Origin of the sequence: Kitasatospora purpeofusca, from assembly GCF_036010405.1 — a bacterium.
GTDB lineage: Bacteria > Actinomycetota > Actinomycetes > Streptomycetales > Streptomycetaceae > Kitasatospora > Kitasatospora purpeofusca.
In genome coordinates this window covers 3,858,957-3,875,467 of sequence record NZ_CP108561.1, presented here as the reverse complement: position 1 = coordinate 3,875,467, position 16,511 = coordinate 3,858,957, and the positions used below count along the sequence as shown (strand labels likewise).

Below are 16,511 nucleotides of genomic sequence, written 5' to 3'. Positions count from 1 at the left end.
TGATCACCCATTCCTCCGAATGGGTGAGGGTATGAGGACTTTAGTGCGGGCTGGTCCCGGTTTCGCGACGGTTGGGTAACAGTGCGTCAGGCGGCCGGGAAAGGCCCCTGAGCGTTGGGGATGGTGTCGGCATGAACTACCGGATTCCCGCGCCGCCGCCCTCCCTGGAGGAGCTGGCGCGCCGTCAGCAGAACGTCCTCACCGCCGGTCAGCTGCGCGCCAGGGGCGTGCCGTCCCGGGTCGTCAGCGAGCACTGCCGCCGCGGCGGGCCCTGGCGGCGGATGCTCCCCCGGGTCTATCTGATGCAGTCCGGCGAGCCCTCGCCGGAGCAGCGGATGTGGGCCGCGCTGCTGTACGCGGCGCAGAACGGCCGGGAGGAGGGCAGCCGGGAGGGGGCGGTGATCACCGGCCCGGCGGCGCTCGCGCTGTACGGCTTCGCCGCGGTGCCCCGGCTGCCGGCGGTCACCGGGGTGGACGTGCTGGTGCCGCGCCAGCGCCGGCTGAAGGACGCCGGGGAGGTGCGGATCCGGCGCACCGAGCGGGAGTTGGTGGCGCGCTCGGTGCACGGCCTGGCCTGCGCGCCGGTCGCCAGGGCGGTGGCCGACGCGCTGCGCGAGTGGACCTCCGCCGAGTGGACGGCCGGCGCCGGCGCCGGGGTGTTCGCTCCCGCGCCGGTAAGGGAGGTGCTCTGCGAGGCCGTCCGCCGGCCCGAGCTGCACTGCCCGGTGGGGGAGTTGGCCGCCGAGCTGGCCGAGTCCGGGCTGACCGCCGACCCCCGGGTGCGGGCCGTGCTGGACGGCCTGCTGGCCGCCGAACGGGACCGGGTGCTGGAGCGGGTCGGCGAGCTGGTGGACGAGTGGCTGCTGCCGGTGCCGCTGACCTCCCCGGAGCTGCGGATGCGCGGCGGCACCTACGTCGCCGTGCCGGACCTCTACTGGCCGCAGGCGGGCGTCGCGGTCGAGGTCGACTCGGAGCTGCGCTGCGTCAGCGAGGGCGAGGCGGCCTGGGTGCGCGGCGGGCAGCACCGGATGGAGTACCTCGGGGTCCGGGTGGTGTACGTCTCCGGCGCGCGGCTGGCCGAGGACGCGGACGCGGTGGGCACCGAACTGCGGGAGGCCTTCCGGCTGGGCGGCACCGATGTGGTGGAACTGCTGGTCACCGAGCGGTGAGCGCCCCGGAACCCGGAGCGGATGCCGCCGATGTCGCCGCCGGAAGGTCCGGACCGCCGGGACGGGGACCGGCTCAGCCCCCGACCATGGGGGTGCCGACCAGCTCCACCCCGGCCGCCCGCAGTTCGTCCAGCGCGGCGGCGGTGGTCGGCGCGGCCACCCCGGCGGTGAGGTCGAGCAGCACCCGGGTGCTGAACCCGGCCCGCACCGCGTCCAGCGCGGTGGCCTTGACGCAGTGGTCGGTGGCGATGCCGACCACGTCCACCTCGGTGACCTGCCGCTCGCGCAGCCACTCGGCGGGCCCCCGGTTGTTCTCGTCCACGCCCTCGAAGCCGCTGTAGGCCGCGGCGTAGGCGCCCTTGTCGAAGACCGCCTCGATCGCGCCGGAGGTGACGGAGGGCGCGAAGTTCGGGTGGAAGCCGACCCCTTCGGTCCCCGCGACGCAGTGCACCGGCCAGCTGTGCACGAAGTCGGGGTCCTCGGAGAAGTGGTCGCCCGGGTCGATGTGGTTGTCCCGGGTGGCGAGGATGTGCCGGTAGCCGGGGGCGGACTCGGCGATGAGGTCGGTGATCGCGGCGGCCACCTCGGCCCCGCCCGCGACGGCCAGGCTGCCGCCCTCGCAGAAGTCGTTCTGCACGTCGACGACGATCAGTGCCCGGTGCATGGCTGGTATTCCTCGGTCCGGTGGGGTCCTGCGGAGGACGTGGGGAGGGGCCGTGAGGGGACCTCGGGCCCCGTGTGAGGGGAACTCTACGGTCGACTGTAGGCAGTGGCATCCGGGGGCGGAAGGCCCGGGGAGGGCCCGGCCCCTCGGCCCGTCCACGAACCGTCACGCCGGTCCGCGCCGCCGACCTGCCGTACGGACCCGCCCCGCCGGCCCCGGTGTCACAGCCGGAACTCGGTCGTCAGCACCGGATCGCCCTTGGAGAGCTGGGTCGCCGACAGCGGCAGCGCCGCCCGGGCCCGGACGTGCCGCTCGCGCGCGGCCTCCAGCGGCTCCCGGCCGACCACCTCGCCGGCCTTGACCAGCGGCACCTGCACCAGGTGCGGGGCCAGTTCGACCGGGACCGTTCCGGTGCCGACCACCTCGGCGTCGGCGACGCCGTCCGCGTCCGGCCGCCGGGCGGCCCACTTGCGCCCGCCGACGCTGGTCTTGCCGCCGGCCGAGCGCTTGGCGACCGGCACCAGCGGCCCGTCCGGCCCGGCCGCCCGGGCGACCAGCTTGTAGACCATCGCGCAGGTCGGGTGCCCGCTGCCGGTGACCAGGCTGGTGCCGACGCCGTAGCCGTCCACCGGGGCGGCGGCCAGCGCGGCGATCGCGTACTCGTCGAGGTCGGAGGTGACGATGATCCGGGTGCCGGTGGCGCCGAGCTCGTCCAGCTGGCGGCGGACCCGGTGGGCGAGCAGGGTGAGGTCGCCGGAGTCGATCCGCACGGCGCCCAGCTCGGGACCGGCCACCTCGACGGCGGTGCGCACGGCCTCCCGCAGGTCGTAGGTGTCGACCAGCAGGGTGGTGCCCCGGCCCATCGAGTCGATCTGCGCCCGGAAGGCGTCCCGCTCGCTGTCGTGGACGAGGGTGAAGGCGTGCGCCGCGGTCCCGGTGGTCGGGATGCCGTAGGTGAAGCCGGCCTCCAGGTCGGAGGTGGCGGTGAAGCCGGCCACGTAGGCGGCGCGGGCGGCGGTGACGGCGGCCCGCTCGTGGGCGCGCCGGGCACCCATCTCGATCACCGGGCGCCCACCGGCCGCGGAGGTCATCCGGGAGGCGGCGGCGGCGATCGCCGAATCGTGGTTGAGGATCGAGAGGACCACCGTCTCCAGGATCACCCCCTCGGCGAAGCTGCCCTCGACGGTGAGCAGCGGGGAGCCGGGGAAGTAGACCTCGCCCTCGGGATAGCCGTGGATGTCGCCGGTGAACCGGTAGTCGGCGAGGAAGCGCAGGGTCTCCTCGTCGACGATCCGCTCGTCGGAGAGCCAGTCGAGCTGGGCGGAGGTGAACCGGAAGCTCTCCACGGCGTCCAGGACCCGGCCGGTGCCGGCGACCACGCCGTAGCGACGGCCCGCGGGCAGCCTGCGGGTGAACACCTCGAAGACGGAGCGGCGGTGCGCCGCCCCGCTGCGCAGGGCGGCCTGGAGCATGGTGAGCTCGTAGCGGTCGGTGAGCAGCGCGGTCGAGCCGGCCGCAGTCACGGAAGTGGCGTCCATGAGGATGATGCTACTACCCCTTAGCGTCAAAGTGACGATTTCTCGGGGCGGATCCTCGGCGGGCGCGTCGCGGGCCCCTCGCGGCGTCCCTCGCGAGCCCTGTACGGGCTGTCCGCAGGCGGGTTGCGGGCGGGTCCGGAGCGGGGCGCGGGGCCGGGGGCGGAATCGCCCCGAGGTCCCCCGGATGGCAGCATGGGGCTGAAGGGGCACGTGCAAACCACGTGACGGCCAGGTGGGAGCCACCTGGAGAGCCAGGCGACAGGAGGGACCCCGCGGTGAGTGTCGCGCCCGTGGAGATCGAGCGCCCGGAGGTCGAGGGCGTACCGGTGGCGGAACCGGACACCCCCTGGGTCACCATCGTGCACAACGACCCGGTCAACCTGATGAGCTACGTCCAGTACGTCTTCCAGGCCTACTTCGGCTATCCGAAGGACAAGGCCAGAAAGCTCATGATGGAGGTGCACACCAAGGGCCGGTCCGTGGTCTCCAGCGGCTCGCGCGAGGAGATGGAGCGCGACGTGCAGGCGATGCACGGCTACGGTCTCTGGGCCACCCTGCAGCACGACTGAGGTCGCGGCGGCGGCCGGGCCGACAGCGGCGACGGCGGTGGCGGCGCCAGCGAGGATGACAGCGACGATGACGGCGACGAAGACGAAGACGGGCTGACCGATACCGATGGCTGGGTTGTTCGAGAGTGCCGGTGGCGGGGGCGCGGTGCTCGCGCTGGAAGAGCTGGAGGCCTCCATCCTGCGCTCGCTGGAAGTGCAGATGCTGGAGCTGATCGGGCCGGGTCCGGGCGGGGACGGCGGTGACCCGCTGGCGGCGCTGTTCGCGGAGGGGCCGACCGAGGCACCCGCGGACCCGGCACTGGCGCGGCTCTTCCCCGACGCCTACGGGGATCCCGCCGGCGCGGCCGACCCGGAGGCCCGGGAGGCGGCCGGGGAGTTCCGCCGCTTCACCGAGCCGGACCTGCGGACCCGCAAGCGGGAGGACGCGCTGTACGCGGTGCGCACCCTGGACGGCCTGGGCGGCGAGGACGGCACGGTCGAGCTCGACCCCGTCGGGTGCCGGCACTGGCTGGGCGCGCTCAACGACCTGCGGCTGACCCTCGGGGTGCGCCTGGACGTCACCGACGAGGACGAGCGGGGCCTCTACGAGCTGCCGGACAGCGACGACCGCAAGCCGCTGGTGATGGCCTACCTGTGGCTCGGCGCGCTGCAGGAGTCGCTGCTGGAGGCGATGGCGGACTGAGTTCCCGGGGCGCCCCAGGAGCGGCCGCCCCGGTGCGAAGCAGGCCCCGACCGCCCGTCCGCATGCTGGACGGGCGGTCGGGGCTTTTCCGGTCAAAACGGGCGAAACCCTATCGGGACATGCTCAAATATCGCTCAGATGGACACCGCTATGCGGATCGGGCGTGGTACGACTGCTCCCCACCCCACGAGTCCCACCACGAGATCCCATCCAGGACGGTGCGCCATGGCCGAACAGCTCTACGACGAGGTCGTCGACGCGAAACCGGACGAGGAGGGCTACGAGCGGGGGCTCGGCAGCCGCCAGATCCAGATGATCGCGATCGGCGGCGCGATCGGCACCGGACTCTTCCTCGGCGCCGGCACCGCGATCTCCAAGTCCGGCCCCAGCCTGATCCTGTCCTACGCGGTCGCCGGCGTGGTGATCTTCGCGATCATGCGGGCGCTCGGCGAACTCCTCACCTACCGCCCGGTCTCCGGCAGCTTCGCCGAGTACGCGCGGGAGTTCCTCGGCCCCTTCGCCGGCTACGTGACCGGCTGGACGTACTGGCTGTTCTGGGTGGTCACCGGCATGGCGGAGACCACCGCCGCAGCCGTCTACATCCGCTTCTGGGCACCCGACATCCCGCAGTGGCTCAGCGCGCTGGTCTTCCTGGTGATCCTCTACGGCGCCAACCTGATCTCGGTGAAGCTCTTCGGCGAGATCGAGTTCTGGTTCTCCATGGTCAAGGTCACCGCCATCATCGGCATGATCCTGATCGGCATCGGCGTCCTCACCCTGGGCTTCAGCGACGCCGGCGACACCGCCTCGATCACCCACCTCTGGGAGAACGGCGGCTTCTTCCCCAAGGGCATCGGCGCCACCGTGATGACCCTGCAGATCGTCATGTTCGCCTACCTGGGCGTCGAACTCGTCGGCGTCACCGCCGGGGAGAGCGAGAACCCGCAGAAGACCCTCCCGCGCGCCATCAACACCCTGCCCTGGCGCATCGCGCTGTTCTACATCGGCGCCCTGGTGATCATCCTCTCGCTGGTGCCGTGGACCGAGTTCCAGCCCGGCGTCAGCCCGTTCGTCGCCGCCTTCGGCAAGATCGGCATCCCCGCCGCGGCCGGCATCATCAACTTCGTGGTGCTCACCGCCGCGCTCTCCTCCTGCAACTCCGGCATGTACTCCACCGGCCGGATGCTGCGCGACCTCGCGATGCGCGGCCAGGCCCCCGGACGGCTGACCAGGCTCAACTCCCACCGCTCGCCGTCCGTCGCGATCTCCCTCTCCTGCCTGCTGATGGGCGCCGGAGTGGTGCTCAACGCGTTCGTCCCGGCCCGCGCGTTCGAATACATCACCTCGGTCGCCACCGTCTGCGGCCTGTGGACCTGGGCGATGATCCTCATCTGCCAGATCCGCTACCGGAAGGCCTGGCAGGGCGGCCACCTGCCGCCGCCCACCTTCAAGGCCCCCGGCGGCGTCTGGAGCAGCTGGGCCTCGCTCGCCTTCCTCGTGTTCGTGGTCGTACTGATCGCCCTGGACAAGGACAACCGGATCTCGCTGTACGTCTTCCCGGTCTGGGCGGTCCTGCTCGTCGTCGGCTACCAGGTGCTCAAGCGCCGCCGCCCCGAGGCGGTGCACGCGGTCGCCCACGACCACCTGCACGCGGTCGGCGACGGCGCCGACACCCACTGAGACGGCACCCCCGGCCGTCGTGGACGCCCCGGCGGTGACCCGCCGGGGCGTGGCTATCCTGACGCCATGCTGACCATCACCCGAGAACTGCGCGACGCGATCGTCGCCCACGCCCGCGCCGACCACCCGGACGAGGCCTGCGGTGTGGTCGCCGGTCCGGAAGGCAGCGGCCGCCCCGAGCGGTTCGTCCCGATGCTCAACGCCGCGCGCTCGCCCACGTTCTACGAGTTCGACTCGGGCGACCTGCTGAAGCTCTACCGTGAGATGGACGACCGGGACGAGGAGCCCGTGATCGTCTACCACTCCCACACCGCCACCGAGGCCTACCCCTCGCGCACCGACGTGAGCTACGCCTCCGAGCCGAACGCCCACTACGTCCTGGTCTCCACCGCCGAGGGCAACGGCGCCGAAGACCCGTACGAGTTCCGCTCGTTCCGCATCGTGGACGGTGTGATCACGGAGGAAGACGTCCAGGTCGTCGAGGCCCACCAGGCCTGACCCGCACCCACCTGGGCGGGGCCCGCCGACCTCCGCGAGTGGTCGGCGGGCCACTGCTGTTCCCGGGGTATCTCGACATGGGGGACGAAACCATCCGAATGCCGGGACGGGCATGGAGGAGCGGGCCCGGGAATCTATACGATGAGCCCATGCGTTCCGTCGATGTGAGCAACCAGGCCCCGGGCACCCGCCTCGTGGCGCGCCTGCACATCGACCTGTGCCGGCACGCCGGCGCGATCTGTCCCGGTACGCCGGCGCGCTCGCGCTGAGCCGCCCGTCCCGGCCCGCAGCGGATCCCACCGCCCCGGGCCGTCACGCCCTGCCGCGCCCGCTGCGGCCCACCCACCTCACGACTCGCACAGGAGCGCAGCCATGGCCATCGAGGTCCGCATCCCGACCATCCTCCGCACCTACACCGACGGCGCCAAGGCCGTCGAGGGCACCGGCAGCAACCTCGGGGAACTCTTCCAGGACCTCGACGCCCGCCACCCGGGCATCGCCGCCCGACTGCTGGACGGCGGCGAGCTGCGCCGCTTCGTCAACGTCTACCTGAACGACGAGGACGTGCGCTTCCTGGAGGGCATCTCCACCGCCCTCGCCGACGGTGACAGCGTCACCATCCTGCCCGCCGTGGCCGGCGGCGCCCGCTGACACCCCGCCCTCCCCGGCCCGGCGCACCGCCCGGGCCGGGGAGGGCACCGCCCGACCGGACCCGCCCGGACCCGACCGAACCGCCGCTGCCGCCGGAGGACCCCTTGCGTTACGACAGCCCGCTCGAAGCCGTCGGCAACACCCCGCTGGTCCGCCTGCCCCGGCTGTCCGCCGCGGTGCCCGGCAACACCGACGGCCTGGTCACCCTGTGGGCGAAGCTGGAGGACCGCAACCCCACCGGCTCCATCAAGGACCGCCCGGCGCTGCACATGATCGAGCGCGCCGAGGCCGACGGCCGGCTCACCCCCGGCTGCACGATCCTCGAACCCACCAGCGGCAACACCGGCATCTCGCTCGCCATGGCGGCCAAGCTCAAGGGCTACCGGATGGTCTGCGTCATGCCCGAGAACACCAGCGAGGAACGGCGCGAACTGCTCCGCATGTGGGGCGCCCAGATCATCCCCTCGCCCGCCGCCGGCGGCTCCAACACCGCCGTCCGGATCGCCAAGGAGATCGCCGCCGAGCACCCCGACTGGGTCATGCTCTACCAGTACGGCAACCCCGACAACGCCGGCGCCCACTACGCCACCACCGGCCCCGAGATCCTCGCCGACCTGCCCACCGTCACCCACTTCGTGGCCGGACTCGGCACCACCGGCACCCTCATGGGCGTCGGCCGCTTCCTGCGCGAGAAGGTCCCCGGTGTGCGGATCGTCGCCGCCGAACCGCGCTACGACGACCTGGTCTACGGGCTGCGCAACCTCGACGAGGGCTTCGTCCCCGAGCTGTACGACGCCGAGGTGCTGACCACCCGCTTCTCGGTCGGCTCCGCCGACGCCGTCCGCCGCACCCGCGAACTCCTCCAGGAGGAGGGCATCTTCGCCGGCGTGTCCACCGGCGCGATCCTGCACGCGGCGATCGGCGTCGGCCGCAAGGCCGCCCAGGCCGGCGAACGCGCCGACATCGTCTTCGTGGTCGCGGACGGTGGCTGGAAGTACCTCTCCACCGGCATCTACACCGCCGAGTCCACCGAGGCCGCCGTCGAGGCGCTGCAGGGCCAGCTCTGGGCCTGAAACCTCCACCGCCCCGATCGTGACGATCGGGGATTTGTCCGTACCGTGCTCCCGGTTCGTCACGGTACGACCACGGTGGCCGTTCCGGTGCGGGGCCGCCGCCCGGCGTGGAAAGGCTGACCACGAACGTCTCCCACGCACCAGTGGAGGTGGCCCGTGAGTCGCAGCACCGACCTGTGGTCGTACGCCGAGATCGCCCGTCACATCAACGTCCAGCCGGAGACCGTCCGCAACTACCGGCGGCACGGCCTGCTCCCCGAACCCGATGTGGTCGACGGCGGCGGCCACCCGCGCTGGTACCCCGAGACCGTCCGCGCCTGGGCCCGGAGCCGCCCCGGCCACCGCTGAGCCGCCCCCGGTCACCGCCGGGCCGCCGCCCGGCCGGCGCGGAAGCACCACCGGCGCACCGTCCGTCCCCCGTCCCCCCGGCGTTCTGGTGATTCCAGCCACAGCACGGCACGGAGACGGGGGCAAAGTGCCGCTCCGCCCTTACTCTCGACAACACGCGCAGGGCAGCGCCTCCGGCCGGTACTCCCGGCCCGCTGTCATGACCAGCGGCAGCCAGGACGTGTCGGGGCGGAGGGGCTCGGATGAAACTGACCGTGGTGGGGTGCTCGGGGAGCTTCCCGTCGGCGGACTCGCCGTGCTCCAGCTACCTCGTGGAGGCCGACGGCTACCGGGTCGTGCTCGACCTCGGCAACGGCGCGCTCGGCGCCCTCCAGAAGTACGCCTCGATCTACGAGGTCGACGCGATCCTGCTCAGCCACCTGCACGCGGACCACTGCATCGACCTGTGCGCCTACTGGGTCGCCCGCAACTACCGGGCCGAGGGCTGCCCCGCGCCGATGCCCGTCTACGGTCCGGCCGGCACCGCCGAACGGATGGCCCGCGCCTACGACATGCCCGAGAACCCGGGGATGAAGGAGGTGTTCGAGTTCCGTACCCTCACCCCGGGCCGTTTCGACCTCGGTCCCTTCCGGATCGACGTCGCCCAGGTCAACCACCCCGTCGACGCCTTCGCCTTCCGGCTCGAACACGGCGGCCGCAGCCTGGTCTACTCCGGCGACACCGGGGAGAGCGCCGAACTCGTCGAACTCGCCCGGGACACCGACCTCTTCCTCTGCGAGGCCGCCTACCTGGACGGCCGGGACACCTACCGGGCCGTCCACCTCAACGGCCGCGAGGCGGGTGAGCACGCCACGGCGGCCGGCGCCCGCCGGCTCGTGCTCACCCACATCCCGCCGTGGACGGACGCCGAGCTCAACCGGCGGGACGCGGCCGCCGCCTATCCCGGGCCGGTCGAGATCGCCAGGGCCGGGGCGGTCTACGAGATCTGAGTCCGGCCCGGTCGGGCCCGCCGCCGCCGGGGTCGGCCCCGGCAGCGGCCGGGCAGCGACCCGACGGCGGCTCAGCGGCTCAGCGGCGGCCGGGAACCGGCAGGCCGAGGTGGTCGCGCAGCGTCGTCCCGGTGTACTCGGTGCGGAACACCCCGCGCTCCTGGAGCAGCGGCACCACCCGGTCGACGAACTCGTCCAGCCCGCCCGGGGTGAGGTGGGGGACGAGGATGAAGCCGTCCGCCGCGTCGCTCTGCACATGGCGGTCGATCTGCTCGGCCACGCTCCGCGGGGTGCCGATGAAGGACTGCCGGCCGGTCACCTCGATCACCAGCTCGCGGCTGCTGAGCCCCTTCGCGGCGGCCACCGCCCGCCACTCGGCGGCGATCTCCAGCGGATCGCCGAGCGAGGTCCGCCCCTGGACCAGCCCGGAGCCGCGCACCGGGTCGGCCTCCGGCAGCGGGCCGTCCACGTCGTGGCCGGAGAGGTCGACGCCCCAGACCTGTTCCAGGTAGGCGACGGTGGTGGCCGGGCTCACCTGGGCGCGGCGGATCGCGGCGGCCCGTTCGACGGCCTCCTCCTCGGTGTCGCCCAGCACCCAGGTCACCCCGGGCATGATCTTCAGTTCGTCGGGCTTGCGGCCGTACGCGGCCAGCCGCCGCTTGACGTCGGCGTGGAAGGCCTGCCCGGCGGCGAGGGTGGAGTGCCGGCTGAAGACCACGTCTGCGGTGGCGGCGGCGAACTCGCGGCCCTCGTCGGAGTCCCCGGCCTGGATCACCACCGGGTGGCCCTGCGGCGGGCGGGGCAGCGACAGGGTGCCCTCGACGTCGAACTGCGGGCCCTGGTGGCGGACCGTGCCGGCGCCCGCGGCGTCCCAGAACTCCCGGGCCAGCTGCACGAATTCGGCGGCCCGGGTGTAGCGGTCGGCGCGGTCGAGGTAGCCGCCGCGGCGGAAGTTCTCGCCGGTGAAGGCGTCCGAGGAGGTGACCACGTTCCAGGCGGCGCGGCCGCCGGAGAGATGGTCCAGCGAGGCGAAGCGGCGGGCCAGTTCGTACGGCTCGTTGAAGGTGGCGTTGACGGTCGCGGCCAGCCCCAGGTGGGTGGTGACGGCGGCGAGCGCGCCCAGCACGGTGATCGACTCGGGTCGGCCCAGCACGTCCAGGTCGTGGATCCGGCCCTTGACCTCGCGCAGCCGCAGGCCCTCGGCGAGGAAGAGGAAGTCGAACCGGCCGCGCTCGGCGGTGGCGGCGAGGTGGCGGAAGGACTCGAAGGCGATCTGGCTGCCGGCGGCCGGATCGGTCCACACCGTGGTGTTGTTGACGCCGGGGAAGTGCGCGGCGAGGTGGATCTGCTTGAGCGGACGGTCCGTCATCGGGTCACCTCGGCGGTCGCGGCGGGGCGGGTGGGCGTACCGGCGGGCGTTCCGGCGGCTGATGTGTCGGTGGCGGATGTCCCGGTGCGGGGTGGCTCGGTGGCGGCGGTGCCGGTGCCGGACGCGTAGCGGCTGGCGGGCCGGGCCAGGCCGAGCCGGTCGCGCAGGGTGCGGCCGGTGTAGGCGGTGCGGAACAGGCCGCGCTCGCGCAGGGCCGGCACCACGTGGTCGGCGAGCACCGCGAGGTCGCGGGCCGGGTCGGCGGGCACCAGGTGGAAGCCGTCGACCCCGCCGCCGCCCTCGGTGGCCTCGGTGAGCAGGGCGGCGGTCGCGGCGGCGGTGGTGAGCGCGACCGGGACCCGGGCCAGGATCCGCAGCGCCTCGCCGCCGCGCAGCCGCAGTTCGGTGGCGGCGGTCAGCCGGGTGGCCCGGTCGGGGGCGTCGAGCAGGACGACGTCCGCGTGGCGGGCCGCGGTGGCGACCCGGGCGCGGCCGCCGGGGTCGGCGTCCGGCGCGAGGTCGGCGGCGGCGACGGTGACCGCGATCACCGGGCGGCCCTGCGGCGGGCGCGGGGTGATGGACGGCCCCCGGACCGAGAAGTGCGGGCCCTCGAAGTCGACGTAGTGCAGCTTGGCGCGGTCGACGAAGCGGCCGGTCGCGGTGTCGCGGATCTCCGCGTCGTCCTCCCAGCTGTCCCAGAGCCGGGAGGCTGCCTCGGCGGCGTCGGCGGCCTCGGCCCAGAGTTCCTCGGCGGGGGCGGTGCCGCGGCGGCCGAAGGCCCTGGCCTCGGCCTCGGTGTCGGAGACCCCGACCAGCCAGCCGGCCCGGCCCTCGCTGACCCAGTCCAGGGTGTTGACCGCGATCGAGGTGTGGAAGGGCTCGGTGTGGGTGGTGGTGACGGTCGGGACCAGGCCGAGGCCCCGGGTGACCGGGGCGAGCCGGGCGAAGGTCGCCAGCGCGTCGAGCCGGCCGGGCTCGGGGGTGTAGGAGTCGTCGAGGGTGACGAAGTCGAGGGTGGCGCGTTCGGCGAGCCGGGCGAGGTCGGTGAAGTGGGCGGCGTCGAACCGGCCGGGGCTGTCGAGGGCGGTGGAAAGGTGCAGTTGGCGGGGCATGGGTGGCCTTGACTTTCCTCGTACGGAAGCGGTGCGTGCGGCGGTCGCGGACCGGCCCGTGACCCTCGGCGCACGGCCTGGACGCGGTGGGGCGGCCGGGGCGGTACGGGTACGGGGACGGGCGGTGCGGACGGGCACGGGGCCGCGCGCCCGGGGCACGGGCGGGCGCGGGGAAGGGGAGGAACGGCCGGGCGCGGCGGGAGGTCAGCCGGGCGGCGGCGCGGGGAGCGCTCGGGTCAGCCGCGACACGCCGCGGACCACACGCGACCGAAGTCGATGTGGCTGCGGGTCACCAGCGGGTGGGAGGCGTTCACCGCCCCAGTTGACCAGCGCCCTCGCCGGTTCGTCAACCGTCGTCCCAGCGGGTGGCCACCTCCGTGGACGCCCGCGCGGCCGGTGCGGGGACGCCGTGAACCGGCCCCGGGCCCGCAGAACGGCCCCGGGCCCGCAGAACGGCCCCGGGCCCGCAGAACGGCCCCGGGTACGCGGAACGGCCCCGCCCCGCCACCCGGGGGAGCGGGTGGCGGGGCGGGGCCGTGAGCGGCGTGCGGGTGGTTCCGGGCGTCGGGCCTCAGGCCTTGGTGACGTCCTCGATCTCGTCCTCGTCCTCGCGGCCGGGGGTCTTGAGGTCGAACTTCAGGATCGCGAAGCGGAAGAGGAAGTAGTACAGCGCGGCGAACGCCAGGCCGATCGGGATGATCATCCACGGGTCGGTGGCCTTGCTCCAGGCGAGCGCGTAGTCGATCAGACCGCCGGAGAAGGTGAAGCCGTCGTGCACGCCGAGCGCCCAGGTGACGGCCATCGAGATGCCGGTCAGCAGCGCGTGGATGACGTACAGCACCGGGGCGATGAAGACGAAGGAGAACTCGATCGGCTCGGTGACACCGGTCACGAAGGAGGTCAGGGCCAGCGACAGCATCATGCCGGTGACGGCCTTGCGGCGGTGCGGCTTGGCGGTGTGGGCGATCGCGAAGGCGGCGGCCGGGAGGGCGAACATCATGATCGGGAAGAAGCCCGACATGAACTGTCCGGCGGTCGGGTCGCCGGCGAAGAAGCGGGTCAGGTCGCCGTGCACGACGGTGCCGTCGGGCTTGGTGAAGTCACCGGTCTGGAACCAGGCGTAGGAGTTCACGAACTGGTGCATGCCGACCGGCAGCAGACCGCGGTTGACCAGGCCGAACGCGCCGGCGCCGACGGCGCCCGCACCGATGAGGGTGTCGTTCAGGCTCTTGATCGCGTCGCCGATGGGGCCCCAGGTCAGGGCGAAGAGGACACCGACGGCGGTGCCGACGAAGGCCATCAGGATCGGGACCAGGCGGCGGCCGTTGAAGAAGCCGAGCCAGTCGACCAGCTTGGTGCGGTGGTACTTCTGCCACAGCACGGCGCTGAGCAGGCCGATCACGATGCCGCCGAGCACACCGGGGTTCTGGTAGGTGGCGGGGACCCACTTGCCGTCGGCGATGTGGCCCTCGGCGATCGGGAACGCGGTGAGCACGTTCTTGTAGACCAGGAAGCCGACCAGGGCGGCCAGCGCGGTCGAGCCGTCGGCCTTCTTGGCGAAGCCGATGGCGATGCCGACCGCGAAGAGCAGCGGCAGGTTGTCGAAGACGCCGTTGCCCGCGGCGGCGAACACCGCGGCGACCTTGTCCCAGCCGAGGCCGTCCTTGCCGAACACGTCGTCCTGGCCCAGTCGCATCAGCAGACCGGCGGCGGGGAGGACGGCGATGGGCAGCTGGAGGCTGCGGCCGATCTTCTGCAGGCCCTGGAGCAGGTTCTGGCCGAACTTCTTGGCGGGACTGGGTGTGGCCGGAGCCGTGGCGGGCGCCGGTGCCTGCGCAGACTGACTCATGGGGGTGGATTCCTTACGGCAAGGGCGGGTCGGTCGGGGGGAGGGCACAGGGGCCGAACCGCGAACTGGTCTACACCACACGTGGTGTAGACCAGTTTTGTAGCACGGGTGGAGGGAGCGGGGAACCCTCGAAAGCGGTGCTGATGGGAAGCGCTATGAAATCGAAACCTACTTGCGGATCAACGATCTTGATTACCCGCCGTGATTGGGATTTTGGCTAATTGCGCAACAAAAAGCCGACGGCCCCCGGGACTCCCCGGCAGGTCACCGATGGCTCGTCACCGGTGACGGTCCGGCGTTCCGCACCGGGACCATCGGCCCGGGCCGGATATGCCGAAGGCCCCCGGACCATCGGTCCGGGGGCCTTTTCGGATTGGCGGCGGTGACGCTCGGTTTATGCCTTGGTCACGTCCTCGACCTCGCTCTCGTCCTCCCGCCCCGGGGTTTTCAGGTCGAATTTCACGATGATGAAGCGGAAGAGCGCGTAGTACACGGCGGCGAAGCAGGCGCCGATGACGATGATCAGCCAGGGCTTGGTGGCCAGGCTCCAGTTGATCGCGTAGTCGATCAGACCGGCCGAGAAGCTGAAGCCGTCGTGCACCCCCAGCGCCCAGGTGACCGCCATCGAGACGCCGGTCAGCAGGGCGTGCACCGCGTACAGCGCCGGGGCGATGTACGCGAAGGAGTACTCGATCGGCTCGGTGACGCCGGTCACGAAGGAGGTCAGGCCCAGCGAGACCATCAGGCCGTAGATCTCCTTGCGCCGGTGCGGCTTGGCGGCGTGCGCGATGGCCAGCGCGCACGCCGGCAGCGCGAACATCATGATCGGGAAGAAGCCGGACTGGAACTGCCCGGCCGTCGGGTCCCCGCCCAGGAAGCGCGGGATGTCGCCGTGCACGATCGTGCCGTCCGGCTTGGTGAACTCGCCGAACTGGAACCAGACGAAGGTGTTCAGCAGCTGGTGCATGCCGATCAGCAGCAGGGCCCGGTTGGCCACGCCGAAGATGCCCGCGCCGACCGATCCCAGGTCGGCCAGGGTCTGGCTGAAGTCGTTCAGGCCCCGGCCGATCGGCGGCCAGACCCACAGCGCCAGACAGGCCATGACCATCCCGACCAGGGCGGTGATCATCGGGACCAGGCGGCGGCCGTTGAAGAAGCCCAGCCAGTCGACCAGCCGGGTGCGGTGGAAGCGCACCCAGAGCCAGGCCGACATCAGGCCGATCAGGATGCCGCCCAGCACTCCGGGGTTCTGGTACGTCGCGGCGGCGGCCTTCGCCGAGGTGTAGTCCACGCACTGGTCGCTGATCAGCACCGTCGGCGGCTTGCACTGCTCGGGGAAGGCGTGCAGCACCCGGTAGAAGACGAGGAAGCCGACCACCGCGGCGAGCGCGGTCGAGCCGTCGGCCTTCTTCGCCATGCCGATCGCGACGCCGATGCAGAACAGCATCGGCAGGCCGAGCGAGGAGTCCAGCAGCGCGCCGCCCGCCGCGGCGAAGACCTTGGCGACGTTGTCCCAGCCCAGGCCGTCCTTGCCGAAGACGTCGGGCTGCCCGAGCCGGTTGAGGATGCCGGCGGCCGGGAGGACCGCCACCGGCAGCTGGAGCGAGCGGCCCATCTTCTGGAGCCCGCCGTAGAAGGTGTGCCACCACGTGGTCTGTGACGCCGCGGCGCCTGCCGTACTCATCCTTCGCCCTCCGAGTGCGGTTGCCGTCCGGTGGTCCCCGGCGGGACCTCGGGCGGGGACCGGGAACGCCCGGGGCCCTTCCTGCGTTCATCGGAGTACACATATATTGGTGTAGACCACTTTGGGACGCAGTCCGCGCACCGGGAGACCGGGCCCGCTGCTCGTCATCCTCGGGTGCCGAACAGGGGTATGCGCGTCGAAGTGGGCCAAAAGTGGACTAACGTGACATATCGGTCCGGATCGCGTCATGCTGGTCGCGCTGCTCCGACAGCACGCCACGGCACGACCGACCACTGACCACGTGTCACCCGCGACCGAGGTCACCGCGCAGCACGGCACCCGGCAGAGCAGCCGACGAGCCGAGACAGAGGGAGAAAGCAATGGCCAGCAAGGCTGAGAAGATCGTCGCCGGTCTCGGCGGCATCGACAACATCGAAGAGGTCGAGGGCTGCATCACCCGCCTTCGGACCGAGGTCAAGGACGCCTCCCTCGTCGACGAGGCCGCGCTGAAGGCCGCCGGCGCCCACGGCGTCGTCAAGATGGGCACCGCGATCCAGGTTGTCATCGGCACCGACGCCGACCCGATCGCCGCCGACATCGAGGACATGATGTGAGCTGAGCCCACCGGCTCGCTCC

17 protein-coding genes are annotated in these 16,511 nt (G+C 72.4%); 11 read left to right on the top strand and 6 right to left on the bottom strand.

Annotated features, from left to right (window positions below):
• Positions 1–131: 131 nt before the first annotated feature.
• Positions 132–1,169: a hypothetical protein gene (locus OG715_RS17000; RefSeq protein WP_266269637.1), complete on the top strand. Its 1,038-nt coding sequence runs from the start codon at positions 132–134 to the stop codon at positions 1,167–1,169.
• A 73-nt stretch (positions 1,170–1,242) separates the two neighbouring features.
• On the opposite strand, the gene OG715_RS16995 is transcribed toward OG715_RS17000, so the two are convergent.
• The gene (locus OG715_RS16995) at positions 1,243–1,833 is read right to left on the bottom strand and encodes an isochorismatase family protein (RefSeq protein WP_266269636.1); all 591 of its coding nucleotides are present in this window, start codon (positions 1,831–1,833) and stop codon (positions 1,243–1,245) included.
• A 221-nt stretch (positions 1,834–2,054) separates the two neighbouring features.
• The gene (locus OG715_RS16990; protein ID WP_266269635.1) at positions 2,055–3,371 is read right to left on the bottom strand and encodes a nicotinate phosphoribosyltransferase; all 1,317 of its coding nucleotides are present in this window, start codon (positions 3,369–3,371) and stop codon (positions 2,055–2,057) included.
• A gap of 275 nt (positions 3,372–3,646) precedes the next feature.
• Here OG715_RS16990 and clpS point away from each other — a divergent pair, with 275 nt between their 5' ends.
• The 9 genes from clpS (at position 3,647) to OG715_RS16945 (ending at position 9,861) form a co-directional block, all read left to right on the top strand.
• Complete coding sequence (gene clpS, locus OG715_RS16985; protein WP_030394235.1) at positions 3,647–3,940, top strand: ATP-dependent Clp protease adapter ClpS; 294 nt, start codon at positions 3,647–3,649, stop codon at positions 3,938–3,940.
• 106 nt (positions 3,941–4,046) lie between these two features.
• Positions 4,047–4,622, top strand: coding sequence for a DUF2017 domain-containing protein (locus OG715_RS16980; protein WP_266269634.1), 576 nt, complete (start codon positions 4,047–4,049; stop codon positions 4,620–4,622).
• A gap of 225 nt (positions 4,623–4,847) precedes the next feature.
• On the top strand, positions 4,848–6,302 hold the full coding sequence (locus tag OG715_RS16975; protein ID WP_266269633.1) for an amino acid permease: 1,455 nt from the start codon (positions 4,848–4,850) through the stop codon (positions 6,300–6,302).
• A gap of 66 nt (positions 6,303–6,368) precedes the next feature.
• Positions 6,369–6,800 (top strand): Mov34/MPN/PAD-1 family protein, encoded by a 432-nt coding sequence (locus tag OG715_RS16970; RefSeq protein ID WP_030394232.1) that lies wholly within the window; start codon positions 6,369–6,371, stop codon positions 6,798–6,800.
• Between the two features lie 149 nt (positions 6,801–6,949).
• Positions 6,950–7,069 carry a putative leader peptide gene (locus OG715_RS16965; protein ID WP_317621128.1) on the top strand — a complete coding sequence of 40 codons (120 nt, stop codon included), beginning with the start codon at positions 6,950–6,952 and terminating at the stop codon, positions 7,067–7,069.
• Positions 7,070–7,172: 103 nt separating this feature from the next.
• The gene (locus tag OG715_RS16960; protein WP_030394231.1) at positions 7,173–7,451 is read left to right on the top strand and encodes a MoaD/ThiS family protein; all 279 of its coding nucleotides are present in this window, start codon (positions 7,173–7,175) and stop codon (positions 7,449–7,451) included.
• A 104-nt stretch (positions 7,452–7,555) separates the two neighbouring features.
• Positions 7,556–8,524 carry a PLP-dependent cysteine synthase family protein gene (locus OG715_RS16955; protein WP_266269632.1) on the top strand — a complete coding sequence of 323 codons (969 nt, stop codon included), beginning with the start codon at positions 7,556–7,558 and terminating at the stop codon, positions 8,522–8,524.
• 156 nt (positions 8,525–8,680) lie between these two features.
• On the top strand, positions 8,681–8,872 hold the full coding sequence (locus OG715_RS16950; RefSeq protein WP_266269631.1) for a MerR family transcriptional regulator: 192 nt from the start codon (positions 8,681–8,683) through the stop codon (positions 8,870–8,872).
• A gap of 242 nt (positions 8,873–9,114) precedes the next feature.
• Positions 9,115–9,861 (top strand): MBL fold metallo-hydrolase, encoded by a 747-nt coding sequence (locus OG715_RS16945; protein ID WP_030394228.1) that lies wholly within the window; start codon positions 9,115–9,117, stop codon positions 9,859–9,861.
• Between the two features lie 79 nt (positions 9,862–9,940).
• Here the strand turns inward: OG715_RS16945 and OG715_RS16940 are convergent, their stop codons facing one another.
• The 4 genes from OG715_RS16940 to OG715_RS16925 all read right to left on the bottom strand — a co-directional run bounded on the left by OG715_RS16940 (position 9,941) and on the right by OG715_RS16925 (position 15,875).
• Positions 9,941–11,230 (bottom strand): NtaA/DmoA family FMN-dependent monooxygenase, encoded by a 1,290-nt coding sequence (locus tag OG715_RS16940; protein WP_266269630.1) that lies wholly within the window; start codon positions 11,228–11,230, stop codon positions 9,941–9,943.
• On the bottom strand, positions 11,227–12,342 hold the full coding sequence (locus OG715_RS16935; RefSeq protein WP_266269629.1) for an LLM class flavin-dependent oxidoreductase: 1,116 nt from the start codon (positions 12,340–12,342) through the stop codon (positions 11,227–11,229). Before OG715_RS16935 ends, OG715_RS16940 begins: the two co-directional genes overlap by 4 nt.
• A gap of 571 nt (positions 12,343–12,913) precedes the next feature.
• Positions 12,914–14,191 (bottom strand): PTS transporter subunit EIIC, encoded by a 1,278-nt coding sequence (locus OG715_RS16930; RefSeq protein ID WP_266269628.1) that lies wholly within the window; start codon positions 14,189–14,191, stop codon positions 12,914–12,916.
• Positions 14,192–14,585: 394 nt separating this feature from the next.
• Positions 14,586–15,875 (bottom strand): PTS transporter subunit EIIC, encoded by a 1,290-nt coding sequence (locus tag OG715_RS16925; protein WP_266269627.1) that lies wholly within the window; start codon positions 15,873–15,875, stop codon positions 14,586–14,588.
• Between the two features lie 380 nt (positions 15,876–16,255).
• Here OG715_RS16925 and OG715_RS16920 point away from each other — a divergent pair, with 380 nt between their 5' ends.
• Positions 16,256–16,489 carry a glucose PTS transporter subunit EIIB gene (locus tag OG715_RS16920; RefSeq protein WP_030060521.1) on the top strand — a complete coding sequence of 78 codons (234 nt, stop codon included), beginning with the start codon at positions 16,256–16,258 and terminating at the stop codon, positions 16,487–16,489.
• Positions 16,490–16,511 lie beyond the last annotated feature (22 nt).

Excerpts from the sequence above, each read along its gene's own strand:
- OG715_RS17000 (WP_266269637.1), top strand. The coding sequence starts at position 132 with ATGAACTACCGGATTCCCGCGCCGCCGCCCTCCCTGGAGGAGCTGGCG.
- OG715_RS16995 (WP_266269636.1), bottom strand. The coding sequence starts at position 1,833 with ATGCACCGGGCACTGATCGTCGTCGACGTGCAGAACGACTTCTGCGAG.
- OG715_RS16990 (WP_266269635.1), bottom strand. The coding sequence starts at position 3,371 with ATGGACGCCACTTCCGTGACTGCGGCCGGCTCGACCGCGCTGCTCACC.
- OG715_RS16980 (WP_266269634.1), top strand. The coding sequence starts at position 4,047 with ATGGCTGGGTTGTTCGAGAGTGCCGGTGGCGGGGGCGCGGTGCTCGCG.
- OG715_RS16975 (WP_266269633.1), top strand. The coding sequence starts at position 4,848 with ATGGCCGAACAGCTCTACGACGAGGTCGTCGACGCGAAACCGGACGAG.
- OG715_RS16970 (WP_030394232.1), top strand. The coding sequence starts at position 6,369 with ATGCTGACCATCACCCGAGAACTGCGCGACGCGATCGTCGCCCACGCC.
- OG715_RS16965 (WP_317621128.1), top strand. The coding sequence starts at position 6,950 with ATGCGTTCCGTCGATGTGAGCAACCAGGCCCCGGGCACCCGCCTCGTG.
- OG715_RS16960 (WP_030394231.1), top strand. The coding sequence starts at position 7,173 with ATGGCCATCGAGGTCCGCATCCCGACCATCCTCCGCACCTACACCGAC.
- OG715_RS16945 (WP_030394228.1), top strand. The coding sequence starts at position 9,115 with ATGAAACTGACCGTGGTGGGGTGCTCGGGGAGCTTCCCGTCGGCGGAC.
- OG715_RS16940 (WP_266269630.1), bottom strand. The coding sequence starts at position 11,230 with ATGACGGACCGTCCGCTCAAGCAGATCCACCTCGCCGCGCACTTCCCC.
- OG715_RS16935 (WP_266269629.1), bottom strand. The coding sequence starts at position 12,342 with ATGCCCCGCCAACTGCACCTTTCCACCGCCCTCGACAGCCCCGGCCGG.
- OG715_RS16930 (WP_266269628.1), bottom strand. The coding sequence starts at position 14,191 with ATGAGTCAGTCTGCGCAGGCACCGGCGCCCGCCACGGCTCCGGCCACA.
- OG715_RS16925 (WP_266269627.1), bottom strand. The coding sequence starts at position 15,875 with ATGAGTACGGCAGGCGCCGCGGCGTCACAGACCACGTGGTGGCACACC.
- OG715_RS16920 (WP_030060521.1), top strand. The coding sequence starts at position 16,256 with ATGGCCAGCAAGGCTGAGAAGATCGTCGCCGGTCTCGGCGGCATCGAC.